The 21,083-nt window shown below is 75.7% G+C and carries 19 protein-coding genes; 7 read left to right on the top strand and 12 right to left on the bottom strand.

What is annotated here, in order from left to right; all coding sequences use genetic code 11:
- The first annotated feature begins 243 nt into the window (after positions 1 to 243).
- On the top strand, positions 244 to 4,191 hold the full coding sequence (hrpA, locus tag ACI8AA_RS08500; protein ID WP_457044044.1) for an ATP-dependent RNA helicase HrpA: 3,948 nt from the start codon (positions 244 to 246) through the stop codon (positions 4,189 to 4,191).
- Here the strand turns inward: hrpA and ACI8AA_RS08495 are convergent.
- Positions 4,188 to 4,577 carry a hypothetical protein gene (locus ACI8AA_RS08495; RefSeq protein ID WP_457044043.1) on the bottom strand — a complete coding sequence of 130 codons (390 nt, stop codon included), beginning with the start codon at positions 4,575 to 4,577 and terminating at the stop codon, positions 4,188 to 4,190. The genes hrpA and ACI8AA_RS08495 overlap by 4 nt on opposite strands.
- 204 nt (positions 4,578 to 4,781) lie before the next feature.
- Between ACI8AA_RS08495 and ACI8AA_RS08490 the strand changes: the two genes are divergently transcribed.
- Both ACI8AA_RS08490 and ACI8AA_RS08485 read left to right on the top strand, forming a co-directional pair.
- Positions 4,782 to 4,955, top strand: coding sequence for a hypothetical protein (locus ACI8AA_RS08490; protein ID WP_456941527.1), 174 nt, complete (start codon positions 4,782 to 4,784; stop codon positions 4,953 to 4,955).
- A gap of 45 nt (positions 4,956 to 5,000) precedes the next feature.
- Positions 5,001 to 6,359, top strand: a complete 1,359-nt coding sequence (locus ACI8AA_RS08485; RefSeq protein WP_457044042.1) for a cytochrome P450 — start codon at positions 5,001 to 5,003, stop codon at positions 6,357 to 6,359.
- Between the two features lie 3 nt (positions 6,360 to 6,362).
- Here the strand turns inward: ACI8AA_RS08485 and ACI8AA_RS08480 are convergent, their stop codons facing one another.
- A complete protein-coding gene (locus ACI8AA_RS08480; RefSeq protein ID WP_457044041.1) occupies positions 6,363 to 7,676 on the bottom strand; it encodes a sulfate adenylyltransferase subunit 1 in 1,314 nt (437 codons plus the stop codon).
- A 91-nt stretch (positions 7,677 to 7,767) separates the two neighbouring features.
- On the opposite strand from ACI8AA_RS08480, the gene ACI8AA_RS08475 reads away from it, so the two are divergent.
- A complete protein-coding gene (locus tag ACI8AA_RS08475; protein ID WP_457044040.1) occupies positions 7,768 to 7,995 on the top strand; it encodes a hypothetical protein in 228 nt (75 codons plus the stop codon).
- On the opposite strand, the gene cysD is transcribed toward ACI8AA_RS08475, so the two are convergent.
- The 6 genes from cysD to ACI8AA_RS08445 form a co-directional block, all read right to left on the bottom strand.
- On the bottom strand, positions 7,949 to 8,857 hold the full coding sequence (gene cysD, locus ACI8AA_RS08470; RefSeq protein ID WP_457044039.1) for a sulfate adenylyltransferase subunit CysD: 909 nt from the start codon (positions 8,855 to 8,857) through the stop codon (positions 7,949 to 7,951). The genes ACI8AA_RS08475 and cysD overlap by 47 nt on opposite strands.
- A 51-nt stretch (positions 8,858 to 8,908) precedes the next feature.
- Positions 8,909 to 9,637: an inositol monophosphatase family protein gene (locus tag ACI8AA_RS08465; RefSeq protein ID WP_457044038.1), complete on the bottom strand. Its 729-nt coding sequence runs from the start codon at positions 9,635 to 9,637 to the stop codon at positions 8,909 to 8,911.
- Positions 9,634 to 10,347 carry a PaaI family thioesterase gene (locus tag ACI8AA_RS08460; RefSeq protein WP_457044037.1) on the bottom strand — a complete coding sequence of 238 codons (714 nt, stop codon included), beginning with the start codon at positions 10,345 to 10,347 and terminating at the stop codon, positions 9,634 to 9,636. The genes ACI8AA_RS08465 and ACI8AA_RS08460 overlap by 4 nt, the downstream gene beginning before the upstream one ends.
- The gene (locus tag ACI8AA_RS08455; RefSeq protein WP_457044036.1) at positions 10,337 to 11,923 is read right to left on the bottom strand and encodes a sensor histidine kinase; all 1,587 of its coding nucleotides are present in this window, start codon (positions 11,921 to 11,923) and stop codon (positions 10,337 to 10,339) included. The genes ACI8AA_RS08460 and ACI8AA_RS08455 overlap by 11 nt, the downstream gene beginning before the upstream one ends.
- Before the next feature lie 59 nt (positions 11,924 to 11,982).
- Complete coding sequence (locus ACI8AA_RS08450) at positions 11,983 to 12,711, bottom strand: response regulator transcription factor (protein ID WP_456936567.1); 729 nt, start codon at positions 12,709 to 12,711, stop codon at positions 11,983 to 11,985.
- Between the two features lie 106 nt (positions 12,712 to 12,817).
- Positions 12,818 to 13,633 carry a siderophore-interacting protein gene (locus ACI8AA_RS08445; protein ID WP_457044035.1) on the bottom strand — a complete coding sequence of 272 codons (816 nt, stop codon included), beginning with the start codon at positions 13,631 to 13,633 and terminating at the stop codon, positions 12,818 to 12,820.
- Positions 13,634 to 13,943: 310 nt separating this feature from the next.
- On the opposite strand from ACI8AA_RS08445, the gene ACI8AA_RS08440 reads away from it, so the two are divergent.
- Together ACI8AA_RS08440 and ACI8AA_RS08435 are read left to right on the top strand one after the other, a co-directional pair.
- Positions 13,944 to 14,153: a DUF2945 domain-containing protein gene (locus ACI8AA_RS08440; RefSeq protein ID WP_457044034.1), complete on the top strand. Its 210-nt coding sequence runs from the start codon at positions 13,944 to 13,946 to the stop codon at positions 14,151 to 14,153.
- 31 nt (positions 14,154 to 14,184) lie between these two features.
- The gene (locus tag ACI8AA_RS08435; RefSeq protein ID WP_457044185.1) at positions 14,185 to 14,607 is read left to right on the top strand and encodes a DUF2795 domain-containing protein; all 423 of its coding nucleotides are present in this window, start codon (positions 14,185 to 14,187) and stop codon (positions 14,605 to 14,607) included.
- A gap of 29 nt (positions 14,608 to 14,636) precedes the next feature.
- Here the strand turns inward: ACI8AA_RS08435 and ACI8AA_RS08430 are convergent, their stop codons facing one another.
- Positions 14,637 to 15,638 carry a hypothetical protein gene (locus tag ACI8AA_RS08430; RefSeq protein WP_457044033.1) on the bottom strand — a complete coding sequence of 334 codons (1,002 nt, stop codon included), beginning with the start codon at positions 15,636 to 15,638 and terminating at the stop codon, positions 14,637 to 14,639.
- Positions 15,639 to 15,821: 183 nt separating this feature from the next.
- On the opposite strand from ACI8AA_RS08430, the gene ACI8AA_RS08425 reads away from it, so the two are divergent.
- Complete coding sequence (locus ACI8AA_RS08425) at positions 15,822 to 17,945, top strand: LCP family glycopolymer transferase (protein WP_457044032.1); 2,124 nt, start codon at positions 15,822 to 15,824, stop codon at positions 17,943 to 17,945.
- 217 nt (positions 17,946 to 18,162) lie between these two features.
- On the opposite strand, the gene pstB is transcribed toward ACI8AA_RS08425, so the two are convergent.
- From pstB to pstC, 3 genes are read right to left on the bottom strand one after another with little or no spacing between them, the layout of a single operon-like run.
- A complete protein-coding gene (pstB, locus tag ACI8AA_RS08420; RefSeq protein WP_456927567.1) occupies positions 18,163 to 18,942 on the bottom strand; it encodes a phosphate ABC transporter ATP-binding protein PstB in 780 nt (259 codons plus the stop codon).
- A 26-nt stretch (positions 18,943 to 18,968) separates the two neighbouring features.
- Positions 18,969 to 20,048, bottom strand: a complete 1,080-nt coding sequence (pstA, locus tag ACI8AA_RS08415) for a phosphate ABC transporter permease PstA (RefSeq protein WP_457044031.1) — start codon at positions 20,046 to 20,048, stop codon at positions 18,969 to 18,971.
- Positions 20,048 to 21,001: a phosphate ABC transporter permease subunit PstC gene (gene pstC, locus ACI8AA_RS08410; RefSeq protein ID WP_457044030.1), complete on the bottom strand. Its 954-nt coding sequence runs from the start codon at positions 20,999 to 21,001 to the stop codon at positions 20,048 to 20,050. The genes pstA and pstC overlap by 1 nt, the downstream gene beginning before the upstream one ends.
- Between the last annotated feature and the right edge of the window lie 82 nt (positions 21,002 to 21,083).

The raw sequence follows: 21,083 nt of genomic DNA, 5'->3' as shown, positions 1-21,083 counted from the left end.
GCGCTACATGCAACCAGTTGCACCGTGCACGCATCGTGAGGTGAGTGACAGCGGGTCCACCTCCGGTACCCGCGGGTGCCGCTGGGTGCACCTCGCGCGGGAAGGGTCCGGCGCTCCGGCGCGTTGGAGCCCATGGCCCTGCGGTCCCGGACGTCCGGCGGCGCGGGCCGGACCTGCGATCCTGGGGGCGGTGGCCCCCGTGGCCACCCGTCCCCCCACCCCGGAAGGGAGTCGAGCGCGCCCGTGACCGCGACCCTCGCGGACCTCCGGTCCCGGCTGGCCGCGCTGACCCTCGACGACGAGCACCGGCTCGGCCGCCGGCTCGAGGGCCTGCGCCGCACCCGCGACGAGGCCGCGCGCGAGCGGGCCCTCGGCAAGATCACCGCCGACGTCGCCGCCGCGGAGGAGCGCATCGCCCGCCGCCGGGCCGCCCTCCCCGCGATCACCTATCCCGAGCAGCTGCCGGTCAGCGCCCGCCGCGACGACATCGCCGCCGCGCTGCGCGAGCACCAGGTGGTCGTCGTCGCCGGGGAGACCGGCTCGGGCAAGACCACCCAGCTGCCCAAGATCGCCCTCGAGCTCGGCCGCGGCGTGCGCGGCCGGATCGGGCACACCCAGCCGCGGCGGATCGCCGCGCGCACGGTGGCCGAGCGGATCGCCGAGGAGCTCGGCACGCCGCTGGGCGGGGCGGTCGGCTGGAAGGTGCGCTTCACCGACCAGGTGGGCGACGGCACGCTGGTCAAGCTCATGACCGACGGCGTGCTGCTGGCCGAGATCGCGCACGACCGGCTGCTGCGCCAGTACGACACGATCATCGTCGACGAGGCGCACGAGCGGAGCCTCAACATCGACTTCCTGCTGGGCTACCTCGCCCAGTTGCTACCGCGCCGGCCCGACCTCAAGGTCGTCATCACCTCGGCCACCATCGACGTCGACCGGATCGCCAAGCACTTCAGCGTCGACGGCGCCGAGGTGCCCGTCGTCGAGGTCAGCGGCCGCACCTACCCGGTGGAGGTCCGCTACCGGCCGGTGGTGGACCCCGACGACCCCGACGCCGATCCGGACCGCGACCAGGTCACCGCCATCGGCGACGCCGTCGAGGAGCTGGCGCACGAGGGCCCGGGCGACGTGCTGGTCTTCCTCGCCGGCGAGCGCGAGATCCGCGACACCGCCGACGCCCTGACCGAGCGCTTCCCCGGCGTCGAGGTGCTGCCGCTCTACTCCCGGCTGTCGGCCGCCGACCAGCACCGGGTGTTCCAGCCGCACACCGGCCGCCGGGTCGTGCTGGCCACCAACGTCGCCGAGACGTCGCTGACCGTGCCCGGCATCCGCTACGTCGTCGACCCCGGCACCGCGCGCATCTCCCGCTACAGCGCGCGCACCAAGGTGCAGCGGCTGCCGATCGAGCCGATCAGCCAGGCCTCGGCGCGGCAGCGCTCGGGCCGCTGCGGCCGCGTCGCCGAGGGCGTCGCGATCCGGCTGTACACCGAGGACGACTTCGACGCCCGGCCCGAGTACACCGACCCGGAGATCCTCCGCACCAGCCTCGCCTCGGTGCTGCTGCAGATGGCCGCGCTCGACCTCGGCGCCGTCGAGGACTTCCCGTTCGTCGACCCGCCGGACCGGCGCGCCGTCGCCGACGGCCGGGCGCTGCTCGAGGAGCTCGGCGCCCTCGACGACGCCGGCCGGCTCACCGACACCGGGCGGGCGCTCGCCCAGCTCCCGCTCGACCCGCGGCTGGGCCGGATGGTCGTCGAGGCCGACCGGCGCGGCGTGCTGGAGGAGGTGCTCGTCGTCGCCGCGGGCCTGACCATCCAGGACCCCCGCGAGCGGCCCACCGAGCACCAGCAGGCCGCCGACCAGATGCACGCCCGGTTCGCCGACGAGCACTCCGACTTCCTCACCCTGCTCAACCTCTGGCGGTACCTGACCGAGCAGCAGGAGGCGCTGTCGGGCAGCGCGTTCCGCCGGACGGTCAAGCGCGAGTTCCTCCACTACCTGCGCATCCGCGAGTGGCAGGACCTGCACGGCCAGCTGCGCAGCACCGCGCGCCGCCTCGGCATGACCCCCGGCTCGCTCGCCGCCGAGCCCGACGAGCGCGGCATCACCACCGCCCTGCTCGCCGGCCTGCTGTCGCAGGTGGGCCTGCAGGTGGAGGACACCAAGCGGCGCGACGGCGACCGGCGGCGCGGCGGCCGCGAGTACCTCGGCGCCCGCGGCGCCCGGTTCGTCATCGCCCCCGGCACCCCGCTGGCGAAGAAGCCGCCGCGCTGGGTGGTGGCCGCCGAGCTGGTGGAGACCAGCCGGCTGTTCGCCCGCACGGTGGCCCGCGTCGACCCCGACGACGTCGAGCGGCTGGCCGGCCACCTGGTCCGGCGCGAGTACTCCGAGCCCCGGTGGGACGCGAGGCGCGGGTCCGTCGTCGCCACCGAGCGGGTCACCCTGTACGGCATCCCGCTCGTCGTCGGCCGGCGGGTGCAGTACGGCTCGATCGACCCGGTCGTCTCCCGCGAGCTGTTCATCCGGCACGCCCTCGTCCAGGGCGAGTGGACGACGCACCACCGCTTCTGGGCCGACAACCAGCGCGCCCTCGAGCGGGTCGCCGAGCTGGAGGAGCGGGCCCGTCGCCGGGACATCCGGGTCGACGACGAGACGCTGTTCGAGCTCTACGACGCCCGCATCCCCGCCGACGTCGTCTCCACCCGGCACTTCGACCGCTGGTGGAAGCAGGCCCGCCGCGAGACGCCGGACCTGCTCACCCTCACGCCGGAGGTGCTCACCGACGCGGCCGCGGCCGGGCAGGTGGACCCCGCGGACTTCCCCGACGAGGTGCCGCTGACGCAGGGGCTGACCCTGCCGCTGTCCTACGCCTTCGCCCCCGGCGCGCCGGAGGACGGCGTCACCGTCGACGTGCCGCTCGCGGTGCTCGACACCGTCGCCGAGCGGACGTCGGGGGAGTCGCTGGCCTTCACCGTGCCCGGCCTGCGCGAGGAGCTGGTGACCGCGCTGCTGCGGACGCTGCCCAAGCAGCTGCGCCGGGCGCTGGTGCCGATCCCCGACCGGGTCCGCGAGGTGCTGCCGCGCATCGCCCCGACCGAGCCCCTGCTGCCGGCGCTGGAGCGCGAGCTGCGCCGGGCCGCGGCCGTCGTCGTCCCGCCGGACGCCTGGCGCCCGGCGGAGGTGCCCGCGCACCTGCGCGCCACCTTCCGCGTGCTCGACGACAAGCAGCGGCCGCTGGCCACCGGCAAGGACCTGCAGGCGCTGCGCCGCGAGGTCGCGCCGCAGGCCCGGGCGAGCCTGGCCCGCGCCGCCTCCGAGCTGGAGCGCACCGGGCTGACCGCCTGGACGATCGGCGAGCTGCCGCGCACCGTCGAGGTCCGCCGCGGCGGGCACGTGGTCACCGCGTACCCGGCGCTGGTCGACGAGGGGGCGACGGCCGGCGTCCGGGTGGTGGCCACCGAGGCCGAGGCCACGCGGCTCACCTGGCGCGGCGCCCGGCGGCTGCTCGTGCTCGTGGCCGGCTCGCCCACCCGGCAGGTGGTCAAGGGGCTCTCCCCGAAGAGCCGGCTGGCGCTGCAGTTCAACCCCGACGGCGAGATCCCCGCGCTGGTCGACGACTGCGTGGACGCCGCGGCCGACGAGCTGGTCGCCGCCGCCGGCGGGCCGCCCCGCGACGAGGCCGCCTTCACAGCCCTGGTGACGACGGCGAGGCAGCAGCTGCTGCCGCTCACCCAGGACGCCGTGCGGCGGGTCGAGGCGGTGCTGACCCAGGCCCGCGAGGTCGCCGTCGCGATCGGCGCGGCGCCCGGGCGGCGGGTGCCCGAGGCGGCGGTCGCCGACCTGCGCCGCCAGATGGCGGGGCTGCTGCACCGCGGCTTCGTGGCCGACGCCGGCCGCCGGCGGCTGCCCGACCTGGTGCGCTACCTCAAGGGCATGGCGCTGCGGCTGGAGAAGCTCCCGGCCAACGCGGTGCGCGACGCCCTCTGGACGGACCAGGTCGCCGCGGTCACCGCCGAGTACGAGCAGCTGCGCCACGAGGTGCCGCCCACCGGCGCCCCCGACGACCCGGTCGCCCGCGTCCGGTGGATGGTCGAGGAGCTGCGCGTGGGCCTGTTCGCCCAGCAGCTCGGCACGCCGCGGCCGATCTCGGAGCAGCGCGTCTACAAGGCCATCGACGCGCTGACGGCCTAGGCCGTCCCGCCGTTCCGGCCGGGCTGGTCCCGGAGCAGGGCCGAGATGCGCTGGCGGGTGACGCCGAACATCGCGGCGATCCGGTTGATGCTCACCTGCTCGGCCTGCAGCGCGCGGGCCTGGGCGCGGCGCCACGTCGACCCGGCGCCGGCCAGGGCGCCGAGGACGGTGGTGATCCGCTCGACGACCAGCGGGCGGGACTCCTCGGTGACGATGGCGAGCCAGCTGTCCCCCGAGCGGCGCTGGCACAGCAGCTGCTCGGCGCGGGTGCGGGCGTCCTGCAGCTCGGCCGCGCACCGGTCGATCTCCCGCACCAGCTGCTCGAGCGCCGCGACCGCGTCGTCCCCGGGTGCCGGCGTGGCGGTCACCGACGGTCCTGTGGCCACGGGGCCTCCTCGCAGTCGGGCGGGCCGCGCCCGCGACCGGTCGTGCCCGATCGTAGGGAACGGGTGTTGCACGCAAGGGGAGTTGCGCTCCGGCGGCGGCAGGCTCGTCCGGTCCGTCCCGGCGGGTGACCGGGGCCGGAGTTTGACCGCGGGGCCCGCCGGGGAGGGCTGGAGGGACCGAAGCCGTTCGACGGAGGAGATGGGATGAGCGAGCCCACCAGCCACACCGAGGCCGCCGGCGAGGGCCTGTCCGACGAGGAGATGGCGCAGACCGTCGCCGACCAGACCGACAGCGCCTCCGGGCACGCCTACAAGGCCGGCAAGGACTGGGACGGCGACGCCAGCCAGGCGCCCGCGCCCCCGGACACCGACGCCTGAGCTGACACACTCCTCCCGCCCGGCACCGGCCGGGCGGGAGGTGCTGTGACGACGACGTCCCCGCGGCCGGCCCGGTCCGCTCCGGGCGTCCCGGCCGCGACGGCGCGCCTGCTGCGCCCGGCCCGCACGGCCACCCGCTACGCGCTGGGCCACGGCCTCCCCGCCCTCTACCTCGCGCGCGCCGCCCGCCGGGGCGACCCGGTCGCCCGGCTGCTGCGCGACCCGGCCTCCCGCGAGGACCCCCACGGCCTGTACGAGCAGCTGCGCGCCCGCGGCCCGCTGTCCGGTGGCGCGCTGGGCCCGGTCACCACCTCGCACGCCGTCGCCACCGCGGTGCTGCGCTCGGACGCCGCCTCTGTCGGCTGGGACCGGTCGCAGGCGCCGGCCCTCGTCCGGTGGGCGCTGCGCTTCGGCGACGAGCTCGACGCCACCGGGGTGGCCGAGCCGCCGTCGATGCTGGTCACGGACCCGCCCGACCACACCCGCTTCCGCCGGCTGGTCAGCCGTGCCTTCACCCCGCGCGCCACGCTGGCCTCCGAGCCGATGGTGCGGCGCACCGCCGAGGCGCTGCTGGACCGGCTGGCCGGCCGCGACGACGTCGTCGACCTGGTCGGCGTCTACGCCGCGCAGCTGCCGGTGCTGGTCATCGCCGACCTGCTCGCCGTCCCCACCGACCGACGCGAGGACTTCCTGCGCTGGGGCGCCGCCGCGGCCGCCACCCTCGACCCCGGCCTGCCGCTGCGCCGCTACCTGGCCGCCGAGCGCGGCCTGCGCGCCATGCACGCCTTCCTCCGCGGGCACTTCGCCCGGCTGCGCGCCGACCCCGGCGAGGACCTGGTCAGCCGGCTGGTCACCCTCCCCGACGACGAGGCGCTCTCCGAGCGGGAGCTGCACGCCACGGTGATGCTGCTGCTCGGCGCCGGCTTCGAGACCACGGTCAACCTGCTCGGCAACGCCGTCGTGCTGCTCGACGCGCACCGCGACCAGTGGGACGCCCTGCGGGAGGACCCGGCGGGCTGGGGCGGCGCGGTGGAGGAGGTGCTGCGCCACGACAGCCCGGTCCAGCTCACCGGCCGCGCCATCACCCGCGACACCGAGGTGGCCGGGGTGCCCCTGCCGGCCGGCGCGAGGGTGACCCTGCTGCTCGGCGCGGCCAACCGGGACCCGGCGGTGTTCGCCGACCCCGCCCGCTTCGACGCCACCCGGGCCGACGCCCGCGAGCACCTGGCCTTCTCCGGCGGGATCCACTACTGCCTGGGCGCGGGCCTGGCCCGGCTGGAGGGCGTCGTCGGGCTGCGGGCGCTCACCGAGCGGTTCCCGCGGCTGCGGGTGGCCGGCCGCCCGGTCCGCCGCGACCTGCAGACGCTGCGCGGCTTCGAGGTCCTCCCGGTGCGGCTGACCTGAGGTCTACCGGTGCGGCGGGAGCATCCCGGCGCCGACGGTGGCGTTGGTGGCCTCGTCGACCAGGATGAACCGGCCGGTGACCCGGTTGCTGTTGTAGTCGTCGACGAACAGCGGCTGCGTGGTGCGCAGCTTGACCCGGCCGATGTCGTTGAGGCCGAGCTCGGTGGCCTCGAGGTCGCGGTGCAGCGTGTTGACGTCGAGCCGGTAGGTCAGCTCCTTGACCACCGCGCGCACCGAGCGGGTCGTGTGCTTGACCGCCAGCCGCTGCCGCGGGCGCAGCGGCTCCTCGGCCATCCAGCACACCAGCGCGTCGAGGTCCTGCGTCACCTGCGGCACGTTGCCCGGCCGGCAGACCAGGTCGCCGCGGGACACGTCGACGTCGTCGGCCAGGCGCACGGTCACCGCCATGGGCGGGAAGGCCTCGGCGACCGGGCCGCGCGGGCCGTCGATCGCCGCGACCGTGGTGGTCAGGCCGCTGGGCAGCACCTGCACCTCGTCGCCGGGGCGCAGCACGCCGCTGGCCACGGTGCCGGCGTAGCCGCGGTAGTCGTGGAAGGCGTCGGACTGCGGCCGGACGACGTACTGCACCGGGAAGCGGGTGTCGACGAGGTTGCGGTCGCCGGCGACGTGCACGTGCTCGAGGTGGTGCAGCAGCGAGGGCCCGCCGTACCAGGGCGTGTTCTCCGACCGGGTCACCACGTTGTCGCCGTGCAGCGCCGAGATCGGGACGACGGTCAGGTCGTGGATCGACAGCTTCGTCGCGAACGCGGTGAACTCGTCGCGGATGCGCTCGTAGACGTCCTCGGACCAGTCGACGAGGTCCATCTTGTTCACCGCGACGACCAGGTGCGGCACCCGCAGCAGCGACGCGAGGAAGGCGTGCCGGCGGCTCTGCTCGACCAGGCCCTTGCGCGCGTCGACCAGCACGATCGCCAGGTCGGCCGTGGAGGCGCCGGTGACCATGTTCCGCGTGTACTGCACGTGGCCGGGGGTGTCGGCCAGGATGAACGTCCGCCGCGGGGTGGCGAAGTACCGGTAGGCGACGTCGATGGTGATGCCCTGCTCGCGCTCGGCGCGCAGGCCGTCGGTGAGCAGCGCGAGGTCGACGTAGTCGCCCTTGCTGGCCCGCTCGATCGCCGCGTACTGGTCCTCGAACACGGCCTTGCTGTCGTAGAGCAGCCGGCCGATCAGCGTGCTCTTGCCGTCGTCGACCGAGCCGGCGGTGGCGATGCGGAGGATGTCCTTGCGCGCCGTCGCGATCTCGGCTGCCTGCTCGGCGGCGGGGGAGTGGACGTCGACCGCGGACTGCTCGGGCATGGCCCCCATCGTCCCAGCCGCGGCACCGGGGCCCGCGATCGGGGACGCTGGTGTGAGCGGGACCACCCGGGTCCCGCGGGGAGGAGCAGCCGTGGGCGGCTTCGTGTTCCTCGTCCCGGTGCTGCTGGTCGTCGTCGCGGGGTACGCGGTCGGTTACGTCGTCGCGGAGGCGCTCGGCGTCGCGGCGCCCGAGGCGGTGGCCTGGCCGGCGGGGCTGCTGCTGCTCGCCGTCACCGCCGTCGCCCTGCTGCGCTTCCGCCGCCGGCGTCGCGCTAGAAGTAGCCCTCCTTCTTCCGGTCCTCCATCGCCGCGTCGCTGACCTTGTCGTCGCCGCGGGTGGCGCCGCGCTCGGTCATGCGGGTCACCGCGATCTCGGCGATGACCTCCTCCACCGTGCAGGCCTCCGAGCGCACCGCCGCGGTCAGGTTGGCGTCGCCGACGGTGCGGTAGCGCACCGTCTCGCGGGACACCCGCTCACCCTCCCGCGGGCGCACGAACTCGTTGACCGCGTAGAGCATCCCCTGCCGCTCGACGACCTCCCGCTCCTGCGCGAGGTACAGGGCCGGGATCTCGATGCCCTCCCGGGCGATGTACTGCCAGATGTCGAGCTCGGTCCAGTTCGACAGCGGGAACACCCGGATCGACTCGCCCAGGTGGATGCGCCCGTTGTAGAGGTCCCACAGCTCCGGCCGCTGGTTCTTCGGGTCCCACTGGCCGAACTCGTCGCGGAAGGAGAACACCCGCTCCTTGGCCCGCGCCTTGTCCTCGTCGCGCCGGGCGCCGCCGAACAGCGCGGTGAAGCCGTGCTCCTCCACCGCCTCGAGCAGCACCGGCGTCTGGATCCGGTTGCGCGAGCCGTTGGGCTCCTCGCGGACCAGGCCGCGGGCCATCGCGTCGGGCACCGAGGCGACGACGAGCTCCACGCCCAGCTCGGCCACCCGCTTGTCCCGGAACTCGAGGACGTCGGGGAAGTTCAGGCCGGTGTCGACGTGCATCACCGGGAACGGGATGCGCGCCGGCGCGAACGCCTTGCGGGCCAGCTCCAGCATGACGATGGAGTCCTTGCCGCCGGAGAACAGCAGCACCGGCCGCTCGAGCTCGGCGGCCACCTCCCGGATGACGTGGATCGACTCGGCCTCGAGCGTCTCCAGCTGCGTGAGCCGGTAGTCGGGGGTCGTCACCCCACCAGTGTCCGTCACCGGGTCGAGCGTCCCGGCCCGGCCCCTCGCCGGCTACCGGCGCACGGCGGTCAGCAGGTCCGCGGCCAGCTCGGGGCGGCACACCAGGAGGTCGGGCAGCGAGGGGTCGGGCTGGTTGTAGCGGAGCGGCGACCCGTCCAGCCGGACCGCGGTCAGCCCCGCGGCCAGCGCGACGGCGACCGGCGCCGCCGAGTCCCACTGGTACATCCCGCCGGCGTGCACGTAGGCGTCGACCTCGCCGCGGACCACCGCGGTCACCTTGAACCCGGCCGAGCCCAGCGGCACCAGCTCGCCGCCGACCGCCGCGGCGGCCGCGTCGGCCTGCGCCGGCGGCCGGGTCCGGCTCACCGCGATCCGCGGCGGGCGGGCCACCGGCGGGGGCAGGGCCGGCGCCGGGTCGGTCACCAGCACCTCCCCGACGGCGGGCAGCGCGACGGCGCCGGCGGCCAGCGTCCCGCGCACCCACAGCGCCACGTGGACGGCGAAGTCGGACCGTTCCGTCTCGCCGTACTCCCGGGTGCCGTCCAGCGGGTCGACGATCCACACCCGCCCGGCCTCCAGCCGGCTGCGGTCGTCGGCCGCCTCCTCGCTGAAGACGACGTCGTCGGGGCGCTCGGCGGCGAGGACGGCGGTGATCGCCCGCTGGGCCGCGGCGTCGCCGGCGTCGCCGAGGGGGCGGCCGTTCAGCCCGCCGGCACGCAGGTCGGTCAGGACGCCCGCGGCCGCCCGGGCGGCGGCCGCGGCGACCTCGACGTCCCTCACTCCCCGGCTCCGGGGGCGGTGGCGTCGGTGGGGCGCGAGGGCGGGGCGTGCCGGCCGGAGGCGTCGGTGACCCGCGCGAAGTACTCGGCGCGCAGGTCCTCGCGCGGCAGCACGAACACCGCCCGCGCCTCGACCAGCGGCCGGTCGGGCGCGTCGGCGAGCGCGATGGTGCCGGTGACGACCGACTTGCGGCCGCCGGCCTCGGTCACCCGGCCGCGGCAGACGACGGGGGTGTCCAGCGGCACCGGCCGCCGGTAGTCCAGCTCCAGCCGGGCGGTCATGCCCCACAGTCCCGCGCGGATCGTGGCCGCGCCCAGCACCTGGTCCATCACCAGGCCGCTCATCCCGCCGTGCAGGAAGCCGGGCGGCCCCTCGTAGGCCAGGCCGAAGGACACCTCGCCGACGACGCCGCCGGGTTCCTCGCGCAGCCGCAGCGGCGGCGCGAAGGCGCTGCCGACCCCGGCCACCGGGTTGTAGACGCGCCGGAAGCGCACCGGGTCGTCCAGCGCCGGCAGCTGCCCCGGCGGGCGGACCGCGGCGGTGAGCCGGCCGGTGGCGGCCCGCACGGCCGCGGCGACCTCCTGCAGGTCCGCGGCGGGGACGGCGGTGCGCACGGAGGCGTGGACCAGGCCGCGCAGGGCGTCGCCCAGGTCGGCGACCGCGGTCATCAGCGCGGCGTCGTAGGGGGCTCCTCCGCTGTCAGTGCTCACCGGCGGACGGTAGCCCCGCGGGCTCGGCGGGCTGCCCGGGGGGACCGGCGGGCGCGGGCCCGGGCGCCGCGCCGGGGGTGCCGCCCGGGACGCCGGGCACCTCGGGACCCGAGCGGGGGAGCCGCACGGTGAAGGCCGCGCCGCGGCCGGGGGCGGTGTCCAGGGAGACCTCCCCGCCGTGCGCGGCGACCAGCGAGGCCACGATCGACAGGCCCAGCCCGGTGCCGCCGGCCACCCGGCTGCGCGAGGCGTCGGCCCGGTAGAAGCGCTCGAACACCCGGGCGGCGTCCCCGGGCGCCATGCCCGGGCCCTCGTCGGCCACCCGCAGCACCACCAGGTCACCGCCGCCGCTGGTGTCCTCGCCGATGGAGACGGTCACCCGGGCGGTCTCGGGCGTGTGCACCAGCGCGTTGGTCACCAGGTTCCCGACCACCTGGCGCAACCGCGCCTCGTCGCCGAGGACCACCGGGACCTCGGTGAGGGAGTCGTCCAGGTGCAGGCCGACCGGCCGGTCCGGCTGCAGGACCCGCGCGTCGTGGACGGCGTCGCCGGCGACCTCGGCCAGGTCGACCGGCGCGATCGACAGCGGCCGCTGCATGTCCAGCCGGGCCAGCTGCAGCAGGTCCTCGACCAGGACGCCCATCCGGCCGCCCTCGCTCTCGATGCGCTGCATCAGCCGGGCGGTCTCCTCCGGGTCGGTGACGGCGCCCTGCCGGTAGAGCTCGGCGAAGCCGCGGATGGAGGTCAGCGGCGTCCGGAGTTCGTGGCTGGCGTCGGCGACGAACCGGCGCATCCGCTCCTCCGACGCCCGGGCCTGCTCCTCGGAGGCCCGCTGGGCGCGGAACGAGTCCTCGATCCGGGCGAGCATGCCGTTGAGCGCCTGGGACAGCCGGCCGACCTCGGTGCGGCTGTCGCCCGGCGCCACCCGCTGCGAGAGGTCGCCGGCGGCGATCGCCTGCGCGGTGCGCTCCACCTCGGCGAGCGGGCGCAGGCTGCTGCGCACCAGCCAGTACCCGGCCACGCCCAGGGCGCCCAGCACCACCAGGCCGACGACGACCTCGATGGCCACCAGCCGCGCGATCACCCGGTCGTCGCGGTCGAGGTCCCCGCCGACGACGAGCACCAGCCCACCGGGCAGCTCCGCAGCCGTGACCCGCCAGTAGGTGTCGCCGTCGCCGGAGGCCACCGTCTGCGCCAGCGACCGGCCGGGGCCGCCGTCCTGGGGCGGTCCGCCGGGTTCCGCCGCCCGGGCCGCGATCGCGGCGACGTCGTCGGAGTCGAGGGCGGGCAGGTCGTCCTCGTCGTCCGGGCCGGAGAGCACCACCGGCTCCTCGTCCCCGGGCACCACGCACGCCAGGTAGTTGCCCGGGGCCAGGTAGCGCTGGCGGCTGCCGAACAGGCAGTCGGTGAGGTAGTCCTGCGAGCCGGCCGTCTCGCGCAGCGTGCTCTCCAGCTGCTGGTCCAGCTGGTCGACCAGGTAGCGCTTCAGCAGCGACGTCGCCGCCACCCCGGTGGCGACCAGCGCGAGGGTCACCAGGACCAGCAGCATCGCGACGAGCGTGAACCGCAGCGGCACCCGCGGGAGGCGGGGGCCGCTGCGGGGCGCCGCTCCGGGAGGAGGACCCGGGGGAGTGCTCACGCGCCGCGGGGCAGGCGCAGGGTGTAGCCCACCCCGCGGATGGTGTGCAGCAGGCGCGGCTCGGTGGTGTCCACCTTGCGCCGCAGGTAGGAGATGTAGGACTCGACGACGTTGGCCTCGCCGTTGAAGTCGTAGTTCCACACGTGGTCCAGGATCTGCGCCTTCGACAGCACCCGCCCGGCGTTGGCCATGAGGTAGCGCAGCAGCTTGAACTCGGTGGGGGACAGGCTCACCACCTGCCCGGCCTTGACCACCTCGTGCGACTCCTCGTCGAGCTCGATGTCGGCGAAGGTGAGCCGGCTGGTCTCGACGGCGCGCTGCTGGCCGGCGCTGCGGCGCAGCACCGCCCGGATGCGGGCGAGCACCTCGTCGAGGCTGAACGGCTTGGTCACGTAGTCGTCGCCGCCGAGGGTGAGCCCGGAGACCTTGTCCTCGGCCGCGTCCCGCGCGGTGAGGAACAGCACCGGTGTGTGCCGGCCGCTCTCGCGCAGCCGGCGGACGACGCCGAAGCCGTCCAGGCCCGGCATCATCACGTCGAGGACCAGCAGGTCGGGGCGGAACGTCGAGGCCAGGGCGAGCGCCTGCTGGCCGTCGGACGCCGTCGCCACCTCGAAGCCGGCGTAGCGCAGGCTTGCGGAGAGCAGCTCGCGGATGTTGGGCTCGTCGTCGACCACCAGGAGGCGCGCCTCCGGGGCGGCCGGTCGAGCGGTGCGGGCTCCCGTCACGACAACTCCCGTCGGACGCCTGGCTGCTGTCGTCATGCCCCGAGACTCTGCCGCGGAACTGCAGTCCCCCTGGACGCTACCTGTGAGTTCCCTGGGGACGGCCCCGCTAGCCCGCGGGCGCCATCGCGCGGCCGCGCCGCCAGTAGCCGATCGCGTGGTGCTGGGCGCGGGTGAGCCCCCAGCGGCCGCGCAGGTCGGCGCGCACCGCCCGGACGGCGGCCGACTCGGCGGCCACCCAGGCGAAGACGTCCTCGCCGGCCGGGCGCTCGGTCGCGGCCACGGCGTCGGCGAGCAGGGTGCTCTCGCCGGGCGGCGTCCCGCCGCGGTGCAGCCAGCGGACCTCGACGCCGGCCGGCGCGGCGAGCGACTGCTCCTCCTCCGGCCCGGCGACCTCGAGCAGCGCCGTCCCGACCGTGTCCGGGCCGGCCGCGGCCAGGATGCGGCTGATGGCCGGCAGCGCCGTCTCGTCGCCGGCGAGGAGCAGCGTGCCGGCCGGCCGGTCGCCCAGCGGGCCACCGCCGGCCACGCCCAGCAGGGCGCCCGGTGCCGCCGCGCCGGCCCAGGCGGCGGCCGGGCCGTCGCCGTGCAGCACGAAGTCGATCTCCACCTCGCCGCAGGCGGTGTCCTGGCGGCGGGCGGTGTAGCTGCGCAGGCTGACGCCGTGCGCCCCGGCCGGCCACACGACGCGGCCGTCCCGGGCGACCGCCGGCCACCGCGGCTCCGGGTCCCCCACGCGGGGCACCAGCAGGTTGACCGTGGGCCCGGCCGCGGCGACGGCGTCCGGGGTCCCCGAGAGCACGACCCGGCGCACCGACGGGGTGACGTCGGCGACGGAGACGACGGTGAGGACGTCGACGGGGCGGGGGCTGCCCGGCAGGTGGTCCCCGTCAGCGGGAGCGGGCGGGCCGGCGGGATCGGTCACGCCGGCGAGCGTAGGGACCGGGCTGTGAACGGGGCCGACCCGGCCGACCCCGGGGGAATGGGGTCGACCGGGCCGGCGATCGAGGACGGGCGCCTCACCGAGCGTCACCGCTGCTCGACTCTCAGCAGGAGGTTCGCTCGTCCGGTCCCCGTCACCGGACACGCTACGTGAGCGCGGCGGTCCTGCCACCGCACGAGCGGGTGACGCTGGCGCTCCGGAGGGTGATCTCCGTCGCTGCCGGTACCGATGTGTGTGCGCTCCGGACGCCGGGCACGGGGGAGGGACGACCCGACGACGTGGAGGTCCGACGATGGCCGACGACTTCGAGAAGGGTGACCACGTCACCTGGAACAGCCACGGCAGCAAGGCCGAGGGGACCGTCACCCGGAAGATCACGGAGGAGACGGAGGCCGGCGGCCGGAAGGTGAAGGCCAGCTCGGACGACCCCCAGTACGAGGTGAAGAGCGACAAGAGCGGCAAGACGGCGGTGCACAAGCCCTCCGCGCTCGACGAGAAGTAGTCACAGGGACAGGGAGGCGATCGTGAGCGAGATGGACGACGGGTTCGCTGGTGTGTCGTCGCGCAGCAACAAGCACAACCCGCGGCTCGACGAGGAGCTGGAGCACGAGATCCAGGGGATGCTGAAGGCCGAGCGGGCCACCCGGGCCGAGGAGTTCCGGGAGGTCGAGCCGGTCGCCGAGGGCGAGCCGGACATCGCCGCGGACCCCGCGGGCACCCTGGTCGGCGGCGTCCCCGTCGGGATGACCGAGGAAGCCGTGGTCGCCCGCGCGGAGCTGGCGCGCTGGCTGGTGCGGGCCGACTTCCCGAACGACGGCCCGGGGCTGGTCGAGGCCGCGCTCGACCACCGGGCGACCGACGCGGTGGTCGACGAGCTGCGCCGGCTGCCCGAGGGCGAGACCTACGAGCGGATCGGCGACGTCGCTCGCGCGCTGGGGTACCCGACCGAGACCTGACCGGCGGGACGAGCGGGAGTCGAGGGGGCTCAGGAGCCGGTGCGCTCCTGGGCCCCCTCGGCGTTCTCGTCCTCGGCGATCTCATCGCGGCCGCGCCGGCGGAACAGCTTGGAGCCGGGGAAGCCCTTCACCACCTCGCGGATGTCCTGCATCGTGTCGACGAGGTCGTGGACGTCGCTGCCGACGTCGCCCAGCGACTCCAGCACCGGCAGCATCGTCTCGTCGAGGTGCGTGACCAGCTCCGGCAGCCGGTCCACCAGCCGGACGAGCGCCTCCACCTCGTGCGGGTCGAGCGTCTCGGCCAGCCGCCGCACCGACGGCGCCAGCCGCGTCAGCGGCTCCTCGTAGCCGGCCAGCAGCGGGTCGATCCGCCCGACCAGCCCCTCGGCGGCGGTGACCGCGCCGTCCGCCCGCCCGAGCGTGCCCTCGGCGCGGTCGACCGCGCCCTCGGCCCGCCCGACGGCGTCCTGTGCCCGCCCGATGGTGGTGCCCACCGCCGCGATGGCGTCGTCGGCCTTCCGCTGCGTGCCCTCGACGGCCTCGATCGCGCGGTCGGCGCGCGTCTGGGTGCCCTCGACGGCGCCGATGGCGGCGTCGGCGCGGGACTGGGTCTGCTCGACGGCGCCGATGGCGGCGTCCGCGCGGGACTGGGTCTGCTCGACCGCACCGATGGCGGCGTCCGCGCGGCGCTGGGTGCCCTCGACGGCGCTGATCGCGGCGTCGGCCTTCTGCTGCGTCCCGCCGACCGCGGTGATCGCGGCGTCGGCCGCCTGCAGCGTCGACCCGGCGCCGGCGACCAGCTCGTCGGCGCGCTGCCGCGTGGAGTCCAGGGCGGTCACCGCGCCGTCGACCCGGTCGACCAGGCGTTCCGCGCGGTCCACGACGGCGTCGACGCGGACGAGCAGCCCCTCGAGCCGCCCGACCGCCGCGGCCACCCGGGGCAGGAGCGCGAGCGCCTCGGCGACGCCGTCGCGCAGGCTCTCGACGGCGGAGAAGACGTCGGAGGGACCGGGGATCGAGGGCAGCCGCACGCGCCGACGCTACGTCCGCGCGCGGGACGCCGCCCGTCCGCCGACCGCCCCTCCCTCGTTCGTGGCCTGCGGATACGCGACCCGCCCGGCGGGTCACGCCGCGCGCAACCGGTCGCAAGGGCCTTCCGCCCGTATCGTTGAGTACTGCCGCGCGTGCGGTGTGCAACGGCACGGACCACGACGATGGGATCGACAGCGGTGCGGGACGAGCGGGGGGACGACCGGGCCGAGGGCGGCGACGCGCCGGGTCCGGTGACCGTCGAGCAGTTGCTCGCCCGCCAGGGCGGCGCCACCGGCCGCCGCGCCGCGCGCCGCACCGGTGAGGTGCCCATCCCGCTGGAGCCCGGCGAGTCGCTGCCCCCGCACCGCGGGCCGAAGCCGCCCGTGCCCGGCACCGCCGCCGCGCCGCCGCCCGCCCCGTCCCCGGCGGCCACCCCCGCCGAGGAGCCCCGCCGCGGGCTGCCGCCGGTCCCCGCCGCGCCGGCCGGCGTCCAGTACTCGCGCCCCGTCCCGCCGCTGCCCGGCACCCCGCCGACGGGCGTCCCGCGCCCCGCCTCGGTCCCGCCACTGCCCAGCACCCCGCCGACGGGGGTCCCGCGCCCCGCCTCGGTCCCGCCGGCCGGCGTGCAGCACTCCCGCCCCGTCCCGCCGCTGCCCGGCACGCCGGCCGTGGGTGTCCAGTACTCCCGCCCGGTCCCGCCGCTGCCCGGCCGCCCCGCACACCCGCCGATCCCCGGCCTCGACGGCCCGGCGATGTCCGGCGCCGGCAGCACCCGCCGGCCCGTGACCCCCCGCCCGCCGCGCAGCCCCGGCCGCCGCCGGCTGGTCCGCGCCGCCGTGGCCCTCGGCGTGCTGTTCGGCCTCGTGGTCGGCTACCACGCCGGCCTGTACGCCTACGTCGACCGCAGCATCGCCCGCGTCGCCGCCCTCGCCCCCGAGGGGCCGGAGGTCATCGCCCCGCAGCTGCAGGACGGGTCGACCACCTACCTCGTCGTCGGCACCGACCTCCCCGGCACCGACGGGCCGGCCTCGGTCACCACGCTGCTGGTGCACGTCGCCGCGGACGAGCAGCGCGCGGTCCTGGTCAGCGTCCCGCCGACGGCGTGGGTCGACACCCCCGCCTGCCGGACCGACGACGGCGCCGCCCGCGAGCCCGTCTCCGAGGCGTTCGCTGCGTCGTTGCTGGCCGGCGGCCCCTCGTGCATGGTCCGCGCGGTGCAGCAGCTGTCCGGGCTGCGCGTCGACCACTACCTCGCCGTCGACCTCGGCCGCCTCCCGGCGATGGTCGACGCCGTCGGCGGCGTCAGCGTCTGCCTGCCCACCACCGGTCCCGCCGACGCCGCCTCGGCCGCGCCGCTGCCGGCCGGCACGTCGGAGCTGACCGGGGCGCAGGCCGGCCGCTACCTCGCGCCCGGCGACGCCGGCTCCGACGTCACCGGGGTCGCCGCCGCCGAGCGCACGCAGGTGCTGCTGTCGGCCACCCTGCGCTCGGCGATGACCGTCGGGACGCTGGCCAACACCTACGACCTCACCCGCTTCCTCACGCGGTCCGCCGACGCGCTCACCGTCGACGAGCAGACGACGCTCGGCGACCTCCGCACGCTGGCCTCGGCGCTGGGCGACCTCGAGGGGGACGCGGTCCAGCGGGCGAGCCTGCCGGTGGCGCAGGTCGGCTACGTGCCGGCCGGCAGCGACCAGGCGTACGTGCTGCTCGACGGCCCGGCCACCCGCACGCTGTTCGACGACGTCATCGAGGACAGCACCGTGCCCGCCGAGCTGGCCACCCCGGTCGCCGCGGCGGCCGCCACTCCGGCGGACCCGGCCGCGGCCGAGGCCCCGGAGGCGACCCCGGCGGCCGACCCCGCCGCCACCGCGCCCGAGCAGCCGCCCGCCAGCCCGGCCGCCCAGCCGCTCACCGTGGCGCCGGCCGCCGTCACCGTCGACGTCCTCAACGGCACCGCCACCACCGGGCTGGCCTCGACCGTGGGCGACCTGCTGCGCCAGCAGGGCTTCACCGTGGGCCAGGTCGGCAACGAGCGCGGCACGGTCAACCAGACCGTCGTCCGGCACGGCCCCGGGGTGGTCGAGCAGGCGCGCACCGTGGCCGCCGCCGTCCCCGGCGCCGTCCTGCAGCCCAGCGACGCCATCGGCGACACCGTCCAGTTGGTCCTCGGCCCCGGCTACACCGGCGTCGTCCCGGTGCAGGTGCCCCCCGCCCCCGCCCCGGCCGTGGCCGCCGCGCCTCCGGCTCCCGAGACCCCGGCGGCGCCCTCCACGACGACCGCCGCCGCGCCCGTCAGCTGCTGACCGAGCGCCCCGCCGGGTGGGGCTCCGTGCAGCCGCTCGTGCTCTGCCCCGTCTCACGGGGCAGGGCACGAGCGCGCGAGAGGGAGGGGCGCGGGCCGGCTCGTGCCCTGGTCCGCATCGGCGGCAGAGCACGAGCGCGCGCAAGGACCCCGGGTGCCGAACGGCCGCGGGCCCGGTCAGCAGCAGCTGACCGGGCCCGCGGACGGAGCGGAGGGGATCACCCGAAGCGGCCGGAGATGTAGTCCTCGGTCGCCTTCTGGTCGGGGTTGCTGAAGATCTTCTCGGTCGGGTTGAACTCGATGAGCCGGCCGGGCTGGCCCACGCCGTTGAGGTTGAAGAACCCGGTGGACTGGCTCACCCGCGCCGCCTGCTGCATGTTGTGCGTGACGATGACGATGGTGAACCGCTCCTTGAGCTCGGTCATCAGGTCCTCGATGGCCAGCGTGGAGATCGGGTCCAGGGCCGAGCAGGGCTCGTCCATGAGCAGCACGTCGGGCTCGACGGCGATCGCGCGGGCGATGCACAGCCGCTGCTGCTGACCGCCCGACAGGCCCGAGCCGGGGCGGCCCAGCCGGTCCTTGACCTCGTCCCACAGGTTGGCGCCGCGCAGCGAGCGCTCGACCAGCTCGTCGGTCTCGGACTTCTTCATCCGCTTGTTGTTGAGCCGGTTGCCGGCGATGACGTTGTCGTAGATCGACATCGTCGGGAACGGGTTGGGCCGCTGGAAGACCATGCCGATCTGCCGGCGGACGTCGACCGGGTCGGTGTCGGCGCCGTAGAGGTCCTGGCCGTCCATGACGACCTTGCCCTCGACGCGGGCGCCGGGGATGACCTCGTGCATGCGGTTGAGCGAGCGCAGGAAGGTCGACTTCCCGCAGCCCGACGGCCCGATCAGCGCGGTGATGCTGCGCGGCTCGATGGAGACGTTCACGCCCTCCACGGCCAGGAAGTTGCCGTAGTAGATGTTGAGGTCGGAGACCTCGATGCGCTTGGCCACGGGGGGATCCTCCGGGTCGGGGTCGGTCAGCGACCGGTCTTGGGGGCGAAGAAGCGGCTGATCAGGCGGGCCACGACGTTGAGGACCATCACCAGGATGATGAGGACGAGTGCCGCCGTCCAGGCCCGGTCGAGGAACGCCTGGGTGTTGGTACCCGGCTGCGTGAGCTGGTAGTAGGCGAACACCGGGAGCGTCGCCATCCGCCCGTCGAACGGGTTGAGGTTCGTGCCGGTGATCAGGCCGACGGTGATGAGCAGGGGCGCGGTCTCGCCGATGACGCGCGCCACGGCGAGGGTGATGCCGGTGCCGAGACCGGCGACGGCGGTCGGCAGGACCACCTTGACGATCGTCCGCCACTTGGGCACGCCCAGGGCGTAGCTGGCCTCGCGCAGCTCGTTGGGGACGAGCTTGAGGACCTCCTCGCAGGAGCGGACGACGACCGGGATCATGAGCACCGAGAGGGCCGCGGACCCCATGAGGCCGAGCCGGACGTCGTTGCCGAACAGCAACGTGAACAGCGCGAACGCGAACAGGCCGGCGACGATCGACGGGATGCCGGTCATGACGTCGACGAAGAAGGTGATCGCCTTCTTCAGCCGGCCGGTGCCGTACTCGACGAGGTAGATCGCGGTCAGCAGGCCGATCGGCACCGAGATCACCGCGGTCACGGCGGTGATGATCACCGTGCCGAGGATGGCGTGGTAGGCGCCGCCGCCCTCGCCCACGACCCGGAACATCGAGTTGCTGAAGAACATGGCGTCGAAGCGGGCCAGGCCCTTCTCGAGCACCGTGTAGACCAGCGAGACCAGCGGGATCATCGCGATCGCGAAGGCGGTGGTCACCAGCGCGGTGACCAGGCGGTCGGAGGCCTTGCGGCTCCCCTCGACGACCCGGGACCCGACGTACACGGCCAGCGTGCCCAGGACCGCGCCGTAGACGACCGTCAGCGCGATGCTGAAGCCGGTGAGCGCCGACAGGAGCGCCCCGACGGCGATGCCGGCGGCGTAGAGCCCCACCGCGGCGAACCGGGGGAGGCGGGACCGGCGCGGGACCGGGCCGGACGGGTCCGGGGCGACCTGCAGCGTCGACTGCGTGGAGGTGCTCATCAGTTGGCTCCGGAGAAGTCGGCGCGCCGGTTGACGATCCAGCGGGCGATCATGTTGACCGCGAGGGTGATGACGAAGAGCACCAGGCCGCTGGCGATCAGGGTGTTGATGCCCAGGCCGGTGGCCTCGGGGAAGCGCAGGGCGATGTTCGACGCGATCGTCGACGGGTTCGAGCTGCTGATCAGGTTGAGCGTGGCCCCGGCGCCGCCCGAGAGCACGATGGCCACCGCCATGGTCTCGCCGAGCGCGCGGCCCAGGCCCAGCATCGCGCCGGCGATGACGCCGGACTTGCCGTAGGGCAGCACCGCCATCTTGATCATCTCCCAGCGCGTCGCGCCGAGGGCGAGGGCGGCCTCGCGGTGCAGGGCCGGGGCCTGGCTGAAGACCTCGCGGGAGATGGCCGAGATGATCGGCAGGATCATGACCGCGAGCACCAGCCCGACGGTGAACATCGTGCGGCCGCTGGTGGAGGCCGGGCCGGCGAAGAACGGCAGCCAGCTCAGGTTGTCGGCGGCCCACACGTGGAACGGCACCAGCGACGGCGCGAGGACCGCGAGCCCCCAGAAGCCGTAGACGACGCTGGGGATGGCCGCGAGCAGGTCGATCACGTAGCCGAGGCCGGCCGCGATGCGGCGGGGCGCGTAGTAGGTGACGAAGAGCGCGATGCCCACCGCGAGCGGCGTCGCCACGATCAGGGCGAGGACGGCGCCGAGGAGCGTGCCGAGGATCAGCGGGCCGATGTAGGTGGCCAGGCCCTCGCCGCCGGGGATGTCCTCCGCCGGGGCGGTGAGGGCGGGGATCGCCTCGCTGATGAGGAACGCGGCCACGCCCGCGAGCACCAGCAGGATGAAGATGCCGGAGCCCTTGGCGCTGCCGGCGAAGATGCGGTCCCCCGCCCGGCGCACGACGCGCTCCTGCGACGGGGGTGGGGTCGGGGCCTTCGTGGCGGTCACCGTTGCTCCGGGGTCGATCGGTGGTGCGGGGAGCCCGTCTCCGGGCGGGGCGGTGGCCCGGGGCGTCGGTCGACGCCCCGGG

Source organism: Geodermatophilus sp. SYSU D01180 (assembly GCF_054050415.1).
Note: the sequence above shows the minus strand (reverse complement) of the source record. Positions and strands in the feature narration are given on the sequence as shown.